Genomic DNA, 12008 nt, shown 5'->3' on the forward strand with positions numbered 1-12008 from the left:
TCGTTTGCGTTTAGCCATAGGTAGAACAGATACGTGGACGGTAGAAAAAGAAGCCCTCATCAGAGAAAAAATCATGGATAAATATTCCCCTGAAATGATTAGTCAACTACCTGATATGCCCTCTTGTACAACGATTTACACATGGGTATACAAAGGATGGATTACAGGTATTTTGCGTAAATATTTACTTTATCCTAGAAAACATAAACCGATAATATCAACTGAAAAACGACCACCAAGAAAGACTAATGCCCTCTCTATCGAATAGCGACCACAAAACATTAATGAGAGAAAAGAAATTGGGCATTTTGAAATAGATTTAGTGATTTTAAACAAGAAACGTGGACAACAATTATTGACATTAACAGACAGAAAAACACGCTATGAAATCATTCGTCTGATTCTTGATAAAACGGCTCAAAGTGTGAACACCGCTTTGACGTCTATTCAACAAGACTATTTAATCCGGTCTTTAACAGCTGATAATGGTTCTGAATTTTTAAGATTAGACGAAGCCATCACTTGTCCTATTTATGATGCACATCCATTCTCTTCTTATGAACGAGGTAGTAACGAAAATGCAAATCGATTGATTAGACGATGGTTCCCAAAAGGCACAACAACCGTTACTCCTAACGAAGTAACGGCTGTTGAACAATGAATAAATCGTTATCCACGTAAATTATTTAACTATGTATGTCCTTATGATTTACCTGAGGTGGCTAACTTAATTATATAATTTATTATTAAAGCAATAATCTCACTTAATATTACGTATCAACTAAATATTCATTATGCATCTTATGCTATTTTTTTTTAGAATTAAAAAAAAGTTCAAATAAAAATGTAAAAAAAGTGATTGCAAAAGAATCTATAAGCATCAAACGTTTTAAAAAAACAAAAATCAAAGTTGCAAAAAATACTCCTATTGTAGATTTATATTTTAAAATAAACATTTTCTTTTCAACACATCTCCTAAAATTTTTATTCAAAAATAAACACTTCCTTAATATCTTTATTTAAAATTTTACTAATTTCATAAGCTACTTTTATGTTTGGTATTTTTGTTTTATTTTCATATGACATTATCGAGTGCCTTTTTAGTCCTACTAATTTTGCAAGTCTGTGCTGTGATAAACCTAATAATTTTCTAAATTCTGCTATTCTATTGTTCATAAATAAGTGTCTTTTTCTAAGTTATTCTCTTTTGGTTAGTTTTATATTACCAAATTCTTTTTTGGTTGCCAATAAATAACTATTAAAATCTCAACTATAGTAAATTATTGAATTAAGTTAACCAGTGATACAAAAAAGCATCTCATAGGATATTTAATGATTATATATTTTTAGGGTTGATGGCATAATCTAGCAACCCTAATTTCATATAAAACTCTACTAAAACTATCATGATTGATATATTTTACCTTATATTCAGTTATCTCAGCATGTATTTCCTAACGCACGTATCAGTATTGCTTCTTTTCATATTGTAGAGGCCGTACATCATTGTGACTTAAAATAAAAAGATAGTGACTTAACATCTGTTAAATCACTATCTTTATGAGCTATCAACCCTATTTGACATAGAGCCATATTTTAACTTATCTATTTTGCAAAAATTCACTGACTTAATTAGAGTTTTGATAAATCGAATCTCTAAAGTCATTCGTATCTAAAAGATACGCTTTGAAAATCGCTTCTTTAAGTGCAAGTAGATTTGGTGTTGCTTTCTGAGCCTTTAATGCGACCAAATCCGCTTGAATAGCATCATTTATCAATTTATTTAATGTTGCTTCATCTGCTGTATAAGTTTTCTGATTATACGTAAAGGTAACTGGTTTCAGCTGATTAACTTTATCTAGACGACGTTTGTACATTGCTTTTTTAAAGTCATGGAAATTTGAAAACTCATCATTGGTAATTTTCTTAAGAATATACTCATCATTAAATACTTTACCTGCAGCTCGAGCTTCAGCACGGTATTGATTCGATAAATAAGCAACAAAGCCTTCATAACCTGTTTCAGCTAGTAATTCGTTACTCAAACGTTTAATACTCAAAGTATCTGAAGATCCATTTGGATTCGTCAAACCACTATAGTTCGCAGCAAATAAATGTTCGATGTCATAACCATTTTTACTAATCTTCTCTTTATTACCATGAAGTCCATGAACACCAAGCAGAATATCATTTTCTACCAAATTATCAACACTTTCTAAAGTGAGAGATTCTAAATCTTCTACACTTAGTTGACGGATTCTCGACTCCCCGATGTCATTGATACGTTCAATTTTCTTATAGAACAATGCTTGGTCTTCTTTGGCTAATTTCACTAAAGCATTTCCTTCCAAAGCTTCAAGAGTATAAATCACATCCATACGACCTTGAAGGTATTCTTTCAAGTCTGCTTGGGTTTGGAAACGTTCTGGTGATAAGTTATGAACACGATTGTTTGCATATTTTCCATCTTCTGCAATAGAGAAGTCTATATTTGTATTGAGTGCAAAAATCGGATTAGTTGCTGATGTTGTCGATTGTAGAAGTCCTTGAGCATAAACTTCTGCACCAAAGAATTCTCTACGCCCATATCCACCAAGATAAACCGTCCCATCCATATTATGAGTCATTTCATGAGTGAAGACAGATTGACCATACTGGCTAAGCATATTATCAATTACATAGTGAACTAAGCTACCGGTTGCATATGCACCAACACCGTTTGGCATATAGTGTTTACCAATTGGTGCAAAGAAGTCTGTCATACGGCTTGATGCTCCTTCTCCAAACTTCGGCATCCAATAAGCTGGCTTGTTATCGAATCGAGGAATAGAGTAACCGTCCCATGACGGAATTGGCATATTACTTCTACTATACATAAGTGCTTTAACTTCTGGTCTAGCCATTCGATACCAGAAATCAAAATGATCTCCTTGTATTTTAGCAAAATAATCCACCAGATTGTTGACACGTTTTAATTCACTTGCATATTTATCAGGATTCGTTTCTTTAAGCGACATATCCATATAACGATCATACATACCAAAAGATAAAGTTGTCATATTACTCATGATATAAATTCCTTCAGATGTCAAGTTTAAGAGTGGCAAAATCATACGAGGATGATCTATACGATTAAGCTGGTCGTATACTTGATACATTTGATTTGGTACTTCTTTTGATTGTACTTCTACGATATACGCTTTTGTCGCAGACTTAAACCAATCATTTTCATTAAGCTTCGTAAAACGTGTACGATAAGCACTTAGATAATCACGAAGATTCTCATATCCAGATACTGGGGCAATCCATTTTGTATACGTTACCGGATTATTCTTAATATCGAGTGCATCATTTCCCATACGGCCAAGATTTGCTAGCCATTCTAAACTATTTACTTGCGTACCGAAGAAATTTTGATAGAAAGTTACCAATTCTCCAACATTCATCTCGTCAAATTGAATATTATAGAGTCGATTGAGGTAACTTGCTCCTACAAGAATTGCAACAGCATTCTTTTTCATATAATCCTTCATCTGTTCTTTTAACGGTATTGAAGTAAAATCTCCAGCTACACTTTGAGAAAGTGCTGCTTCAAAAATATCTTGTGCACGGTCATTCACTTTCTTAAAGACATCTTTTAAATATAGTACTTCTAAAATATCATTTTGATATTTTTCAAGTGGTTCAAGACTTGGACTATCAGACACTCTTTCTGGATGACCTTGAGTTACTTTCCAAACATCATCTGAGAAATACGTTAATCCCTCTACTCGTTTCATTGCTGTTTCAATAACTTCTGCTGGGGATATTATAAATTGTTCTGGTGTATAGAGCAATTCAGTTCCATTGATTCCATATTCTTGAATCGTATTAGCTGCAAAAGCTGAACCTGGAGTAATATCTAAGTATTCTACTGTACCGTCTGCATAGTTTAAAAGCAAACGATTGATTCCTTCCTTATTTTTATAAAGGTTAGCAATGACTTCATTATCTTTCATTGGGACAATCGACACTAGTTTTGTTGTATACAACTTACTTGATGTATCAATCTTATTCCCTTGCTTCACAATATACTCACGATTATAAAACGGTAAAAGTTTTTCGGTATTACGATAAGCCATCTCTCGTGCCGATTCATAATGAGGTAAGTTACTATAATCGATCATTTTAGAACTTTGCCCAACCAAAGTTTCTTTATCAGATAAAGTAGCTGTTATTCCCATTTCGTTCACTTTTTCTGCTGCGGCTTCTGGAGAAATTAAATTTACTTTTCCAGACTTAACATTGGCAGTCGATTTCCCTTCAACGCCATAAATCTCTGTTGCATTGATACCATCGCCCGATCCATTTAAAGTAGAACCATTTGTTACAGGAATTGCCGATACGATTCGATTAAAGACTGCACGACCTGCACTTCCACTAATCGCTCCAACTCGGCCACCACCTTTATTTTCCAATGCTCCTTCGACATAGACATCTGATACATTCACATTGTTTGTAGCAATACCTAGAACTCCACCAAAGTCTTGTGCTGCTTTTACTTTAGTATCAATCATGACATTTGCATGTACTTTTTGAATGTTACTGTTACCAATTTGTCCTACAAGACCACCCGATTTCATTTCTGTATCAGTCGCTGTTGTAGTGATTTTCATGTTAAGATCTACATTACGGATATTTGTATTCGATTGTGCTGAATAAACCAATCCAGCAACATTATAAGGAGCTGTAATGCTGCCCTCAATCGCTACATTTTCAATCTGCGTGCTAGTTGCTTGATTAACAAGAGCACCTACATTTGCTTTTGGTGATTGAATGTTAACATTAGATAAATTAAGATTTTGTAAAGTGGCATTCATAGTTGTTTCAAACAGAGATGCCTTCAAGTCATAAATCGTGTAATTTTTACCGTCATACAATCCATTTAAAGTACCTGTAAACGGAACCGTCACGTAACTAGAAACTGGAACTTCCATCTCTCCAGCACTCAAATCAGCTCCTAAAGTAAATACTCCACTTGGATTAGCGTTGATTGAGGTAATCAAATCTTTAAAAGAAGTATAGATATCATTTTTCGCTGGTGCCAATCGACTAACAATAAAACTGTAATTATCTTCATACTCATCTGTTTCATTAAGTTTCACAAGTTCAGGGTGAGTCGCTACCACTTTAAAGCCATTATCTTGAGCTATAATTTCCTTGATTGGTAATTGAACTTCCTTACCACTTTCTGATATAAAGCTTGCAAAATATTCATCTATAGGACCAATTTCTGATAAACTAATAACTTTTGTTTTGATACCATTTCGGTAAGTATATAGTGATAAGTCACGTAAATTTTTTAATTCAATCTGCTTACGTTCTAAGACAAAGGATTCAATATTTGAAAGTGTTTCACGCGCATTTTCAGCTAATGTTGCATACTCAAAAGTCGTTTTTAATTTGTAATCCACATAATAGTCTAATCCTGAAATATCAACTCCAGCTAAATCTCTTTCTGAAAGTTGAACTTCTTTCACCAACTTATCTTCCGAATAAATTTGAGCAGTAGCAGAAATAAAAGTAGCATCAGGATCTGTTAATTGATACTGCACTCGAATCGACTTGTCTTTTTCTTGCTTATCTAATGTCTGCAATTCTAAGACTGGCTTCGTAAGCGATACATTTTCTAAAGCAGCTTCTGCTTCCTCCAGTTTTCTAAATGCTTCTTCTACTTTCAGTTTTTCCTCGGCAATGGCTTCTGCACTGGTTGTTGGATCTACAATTTTAGCATTTGCCTCTTCCAAGATTCGTAGTGCATTTTGTTTTGCAGTCTCATAGGCAGCAATACTTGTTGGTGTTTTTTTCGTTGTATCAACTTCTTTTTGTAGACCTTTGTCTAATTTATCTACTGAAACCATTAACTCAATTGGCGCCAAAGGCTTCGTAACTGTCAGCACCTCTCCCCCTAAAACATCATGATGTTTCTCTGGTTCTGGCATTTCTGTTGGCGTATCTGTTGTAGTTTCTGTACCAGTTGGTGTTTCTTCTTCCGAATTTTCTGGTTGCGTTGGTGTTACAGGTGCATTACCTGTATCTGAACTTTCTGTTTCTCCAGTAGTTGACCCATTTGGCACTTCTGTTTCCGTTGGCGTTTCTGTTGTAGTTTCTGTACCAGTCGTTGTTTCTTCTTCCGAATTTTCTGGTTGAGTTGGTGTTGTCGGTACACTATCTGTATCTGGACTTTCTGTTTCTCCAGTAGTTGACCCATTTGGCACTTCTGTTTCTGTTGGCGTTTCTGTTGTAGTTTCTGTACCAGTCGGCATTTCTTCTTCCGGATTTTCTGGTTGCGTTGGTGTTACAGGTGCATTATCTGTTTCTGGACTTTCTGTTTCTCCAGTAGTTGACTCATTTGGTACTTCCGTTTCCGTTGGCGTTTCTGTTGTAGTTTCTGTACCAGTTGGTTTTTCTTCTTTCGGATTTTCTGGTTGCGTTGGTGTTACAGGTGCATTACCTGTATCTGAACTTTCTGTTTCTCCAGTAGTTGACTCATTTGGTACTTCCGTTTCCGTTGGCGTATCCGTCGAAGTTTCTGAACTAGTCGGTGTTTCTTCTTCTGAAATTTCCGGTTGTGTTGGGACTTCAGGGGTATTCACTATTTCTGGATTCTTAGGTACTTTTGGTATTTCAGTCGTATTTACTGTATCTTGAGTGACCGTTTCTTCTGAGATAGCCACATTCGTCTGCTCTAATGTTTCTCTATCTACTTTAGAATTTTTGTCAATGATATAACCGATAAAGCGATAACCTTCAATGTCACGAACTGTTTCAGGTAAAAGCGCACCATTTGGCAAGCTAAACTCTTGTGTAAGATTTGCAAATAAATTGTGAGTCAATGCAGATGCATTTGGCACTACAACAACTTGTCCTAAGGTAGTAACTAACAATACTGTCACGACCCATTTTTTCTTCTTACGAAGAAAAGTTAAGGCACACACCAACAATGTGACCCCTGCTCCCGCCACAAGTGTTGACCATTCTTCACCTGTATTTGGCAGAGTTCTATTTGTATCCGGACGATAAACCATGTAATAAGTCGTATCTCCCGTCACTTTATCAGACGGCAAAGCACTAATAATCAAAGCTTTCTCATCATCAGTTAATTCTTCCTCACTAACATAATGATACGTGATTTTTGACTTTATTGTTTCCTCTGCATGTACCATTTCTGGTGATGCAGCAGCTAAAAAACTCGTCCCCAATAAAACAGAAGCTACACCTATTGAGAGTTTTCGTATTGAAAAGCGGCTAACCCGCCTATAAAATTCTTTCATATTCTTTTCTATTCCTTTCATTTTACTCAAAGTTACATAATGTACTATTTACTTTGTTCCAAAATAATTGTGTTTGTAGAGGTAAATCCACCAACATCATTTTGTGTATAACAATCGACAAAAAAGAGAAACATCTGTTTGAATGACTGCAATTAAAAAAGGAGATATTTCTCACGAATGATTATACAAGAAAATGATGAACATTAACAGATAAATATTTTATAGACAACAATCAGTACAACGATAAGTAATAAGAAGAAAAAACAAAGGGAGTTCTAAACACTTCATTAAAGGAATTTAGATACCCCCTTGCCACACTTATTCACATTATCATGTTAAAATATTTATCAAACAGAAATACTGCCATCAAAGTTTAACCCAATCAAATCGTTATTGCTATAAAATATGTCTAAAAACATATACATTGTATCTGATATAATCATTTAATATACAAGTTAAATCATCTTTAAACTTTCTTCCAAAATGATTATATTTTGATAATTTTACATCTTCGCATTTGATAATGATTTGAATAAACAACATGCTTTCATAATAATTTCAAACTCAAAAACGACTAAATTTCTTTATATTAACGCTATTTATTTCGTGAAATTGTATCCACTGATTGATTTCAATGAAACTTAACTTTATAGTTATTCCTTTTCCAATTCAATATGAACCTCTGATTTTTTTTCAATTAAAACAATACCATCTCCCAATGGAAGTAAAGTTGATTTTAAATCTGGATGTGTTTGTACCAAATCTAAAAATTGATTTAAGCGACGATGAATTTTTCTAACACGACGAGGAATAGTTTCAATATCATCTAAAATCGTACCACCTTGAAAAATATCATCTACAATTAAAACACCTCCGACTTTTAACAATCGGATACAATGTGGAAGAAAATCATAATATTTTGATTTAGCACTATCCATAAAAATCACATCGTATTGTTCTGTTAGCGTTGGTAAAACGTGTTCTGCATCGCCTTCCAATAACGTAATTTTATCAGACATATCCGAACGCTCAAAATTTGCTTTTGCTCGCTCAATCATGACGTCAAATCTATCAATCGTTGTCAAATGCCCATTTGGTGATAGATGCTGTGCCATTAACAAGCCTGAAAATCCAATCGCTGCTCCAATTTCTAAAATCTTTTCAGGTTTTAGTTGCCCTAATAAAAAATCTAAAAAAACAGCTGTTTCGTGTGGAATAATCGGAATACGTCGTTCATTGGCATACGCTTCTATTTCTCCAACAATTCCAGTAAATTTTCTTTGTTTTTCTCTCATATAGGTAACGATATTAGATTGTACAATTGGCCTATCCATCATCTCGTTTTTTTTCATAACTCACTCACTTTTCTTTATGATATGTTTATTTTACTAAACACTTTTTATATATTAACTTATTAAAAGAAGGTATACAAAAAGAGGTATAGACATTTTAAAAATAAATTTCTATAAATGATGTCTGTACCTCTTACTTTTTTTATGATTATGCGTCTTGTAATAATTCAAAAATTTCAATCGCTACTAAATCTAATTCATCAAACTGATAAGGTTGATTTGTTCCTGTTTCTTCTAATTCAAAGCTTTCTGTTTCATGATTATAACGTACAACACATTTTTCAACACCGTCTTTTTCAAAACGTCTTGTTTCGACATCAGATGTATCCTCAACCATTGCTTCCAAGCGACGAATAATCGCTGCTAGTTGTGATGACTTCATATTCTGTTCACTCCTCTTTCAAATATTGCTTTCTTAACCAATATTTCATTTATATCATATCACTAACTGACTAGACTTATTTTAACAGAAAATGACTTGATTTAATACTATTTTTTTTATAAAAAAATAAATTTACTTATTTACGCATGATTTGTATACATTTTAATAAGACTTTGTGTGCCTAAATCACCGTATCCTGCTTCAACTAATTGTGCATAAACACGTTCCGCTGTTTGAGTCGCAGGTAAGTCAACCCCCATTTCATTTGCCTCATCTAAAGCAATACGCAAGTCTTTTAAAAAGTGCTTCGCATAAAACCCTGCTGCAAAATCGTCTTTTAAAACTCGAGGTGCGTAGTTGGTTAAAGACCAGTTTGCAGCACTGCCTGCTCCAACTGTATCTAGTACTTGCTCAAGACTTAATCCTGCTGCTTTTGCATATACCAGTAGTTCTGTCATACCTGTCATTGTACCTGCAATCATAATTTGATTTGCCATTTTTGTATGTTGTCCGGCACCAGATTCTCCTTGTAAACGTACTTTACTTGAAAAAACACCTAACAATAATTCCACTTTTTCAAAGACTTCTTGATCGCCTCCAACCATTGTCGTCAGTGTGCCATTTTTTGCACCAATATCTCCTCCTGAAACAGGTGCATCTAATGCATTTGCACTTCTTTTAACAGCTTCTTCATAAATTCTTTTTGCGAGTCGTGGTGTACTAGTTGTTAAATCAATTAAAATTTTTCCTGTTATATCAACAGAAAAAATACCGTTTCCGCCAAAATATACTTCCTCAACATCACTTGGATACCCCACCATTGTCATGACAATATCAACTTGCTTTGTCACTTGAGCAGGAGTTTCTGTCCAAACAGCACCTTTATCCAATGCCTCTTGTGCACTTTCTTTTGTGCGTGTATACACCACAACATGATGCTCTGCATTTAACAAATGGGATACGATTGATTTACCCATAACACCTAATCCAATAAAACCAATATTCATTTTTTTCACCTCTAAGGATATTTTATCATAAGATACGTGAGAATAAAATCAAACCGATTCTATCCTTTTAAAAATCAGGCGTAGACATATATATGCTCAAAAACACCCCAAACAGTCTGTTTGGAGTGTTTATTTTAATCATCTAAAAATAAAATGTGTAAATGTCCGTTTTTATCAGTGATTATATCTGTATTTACTTGATAAACGTCTTTAATTAACTCTTTTGTTAGTACCTCTTTTGGAGTGCCCACAGCTACGATACGTCCTTGATAAAGGACGTAAATAATGTCACAATACATTGCAGCCATATTCAAGTCGTGTATAGCTGCAATAACAGTCATATCTAATTTTTTGACCGTTTGTAATAGCATGAGTTGATGTTTGATATCCAAGTGATTAGTTGGTTCATCTAAAATTAAACATGATGGTTGTTGTGTTAAGGCTCTTGCTAAAATAACACGTTGTTGTTCGCCGCCTGATAATGTTGAAAATTCTCGGTCTTTATACGCTAACATGTCCACAAGTGTTAGTGCATGCTCCATAATACGATAATCTTCTTCAGTTTCTTTGTCAAACATACTCTTATAAGGTGTTCTTCCCATTAACACGATGTCTTGTACTGTAAAATCGAATTGGTATTGATTGTGTTGTGCCACAACAGCCATTTTTTTTGCAGTTTCTTTATAACTGAATTGATGAATAGGTGTGCCATCTAACAAAATCGTGCCACTATTGACATCCAATGTACGATAAATGCATTTGAGCAGTGTGGATTTACCACTACCATTTGGACCAATCAATCCGATAAATTGATTTTCTTTTGCTTGTAATGTAATGTCGTGTAAAATGGGCGTTTTATCATAGATAACATTTACTTTGTCTGTTTGTACTTGCATTTTATTTACCTCCTGCACGATGTGTATGGCGTATCATGAGAAAAATAAAGCAAGGTGCACCTATCAATGAAATCAAAATACCAATAGGCATTTCAGAGTTTCTTAATACAATCCGTGACATAACATCTGCCCATATCACAAAAATAGAGCCGACTAATGCACTGAACGGAATAACGTATTTATGGTCGCTACCAAATACTAGACGTACAGCATGTGGAATGACTAATCCTACAAATCCAATAACCCCTGCTGCATATACAGCAAATCCCACCATTAAAGAAGATAAAATAATATACCAGCGTCTTAATTGCTGTGTGTTCATTCCCAATGTAATGGCGGTGTCATCTCCTAATAGCATAACATTTAATTGTCGGTACTGAGACCAAAAAACAAGTGTACCTACTAACATAATAGGCAGCACCACTGCAATGATGTGCCATTTTGCACTTGCCATACTACCCATAAGCCAAAACATAATTTGAACAGTGGCACTTTTGTCATTGGCAATATAAATCACAAAATTAGAAAATGCCGAACAAATCGCACTGACAGCTAATCCTGATAAAATGATTTTTGTTAAATTTGTTCGACCTCCTAAGTTTGCTAGTAGCAACACAAGAAGAGAGGTAATCAACGCTCCAATAAATGCCATAACACCAACTGCATTTGCACCGAATACAGACCCAATACCAAATAGTATAGCGAGTGTTGCACCAAAAGAGGCTCCTGATGAAATCCCTAAAATATAAGGATCTGCTAGAGGATTTTTCACAACAGATTGCATGACCACGCCACATACTGAAAGTCCCATACCAATCGTTAGAGCGAGTATAACCCTTGGAAAACGAATGAGCCAAACAATGTCGTGCGTTGCACCTGTAGCAAATGCTTGAAATTGTTCAAAGTGAAATAACTCATAACCTATTACGCTATACACATCGGAAATGGATAAATCAGCATTTCCGAATGTGATAGCTGTTAAAATCGAAACAATTAGGCCCACAAATAAAATGATTGCCCATAGAATTGGTTTTGCTAATCGTTTTTGTTTGTTCATA

9 protein-coding genes are annotated in these 12008 nt (G+C 34.5%); 2 read left to right on the top strand and 7 right to left on the bottom strand.

The genetic code is table 11. From position 1 onward, the window contains the following. Positions 1 to 4 precede the first annotated feature (4 nt). Both H1220_04515 and H1220_04520 read left to right on the top strand, forming a co-directional pair. Positions 5 to 268 carry a hypothetical protein gene (locus H1220_04515; GenBank protein QMI85013.1) on the top strand — a complete coding sequence of 88 codons (264 nt, stop codon included), beginning with the start codon at positions 5 to 7 and terminating at the stop codon, positions 266 to 268. A gap of 12 nt (positions 269 to 280) precedes the next feature. Then, positions 281 to 661: an IS30 family transposase gene (locus H1220_04520; GenBank protein QMI86653.1), complete on the top strand. Its 381-nt coding sequence runs from the start codon at positions 281 to 283 to the stop codon at positions 659 to 661. Positions 662 to 984: 323 nt separating this feature from the next. Here H1220_04520 and H1220_04525 read toward each other — a convergent pair whose 3' ends face one another. The 7 genes from H1220_04525 to H1220_04555 form a co-directional block, all read right to left on the bottom strand. Then, entirely contained in the window at positions 985 to 1176 is a 192-nt protein-coding gene (locus tag H1220_04525) for a helix-turn-helix domain-containing protein (protein QMI85014.1), read from the bottom strand. A gap of 452 nt (positions 1177 to 1628) precedes the next feature. Then, positions 1629 to 7313, bottom strand: coding sequence for a YSIRK-type signal peptide-containing protein (locus H1220_04530; protein ID QMI85015.1), 5685 nt, complete (start codon positions 7311 to 7313; stop codon positions 1629 to 1631). A gap of 653 nt (positions 7314 to 7966) precedes the next feature. Then, entirely contained in the window at positions 7967 to 8665 is a 699-nt protein-coding gene (locus H1220_04535; protein QMI85016.1) for an O-methyltransferase, read from the bottom strand. Positions 8666 to 8813: 148 nt separating this feature from the next. Further along, entirely contained in the window at positions 8814 to 9047 is a 234-nt protein-coding gene (locus H1220_04540) for a YkuJ family protein (GenBank protein ID QMI85017.1), read from the bottom strand. A gap of 140 nt (positions 9048 to 9187) precedes the next feature. After that, the gene (locus tag H1220_04545; protein ID QMI85018.1) at positions 9188 to 10054 is read right to left on the bottom strand and encodes an NAD(P)-dependent oxidoreductase; all 867 of its coding nucleotides are present in this window, start codon (positions 10052 to 10054) and stop codon (positions 9188 to 9190) included. Between the two features lie 134 nt (positions 10055 to 10188). Next, the gene (locus H1220_04550) at positions 10189 to 10950 is read right to left on the bottom strand and encodes an ABC transporter ATP-binding protein (protein ID QMI85019.1); all 762 of its coding nucleotides are present in this window, start codon (positions 10948 to 10950) and stop codon (positions 10189 to 10191) included. A gap of 1 nt (position 10951) precedes the next feature. Then, on the bottom strand, positions 10952 to 12007 hold the full coding sequence (locus H1220_04555; GenBank protein ID QMI85020.1) for an iron ABC transporter permease: 1056 nt from the start codon (positions 12005 to 12007) through the stop codon (positions 10952 to 10954). Position 12008: the final 1 nt, after the last annotated feature.

Source organism: Carnobacteriaceae bacterium zg-84 (genome assembly GCA_013874835.1).
In the GTDB taxonomy this organism is placed as follows: domain Bacteria; phylum Bacillota; class Bacilli; order Lactobacillales; family Aerococcaceae; genus WM01.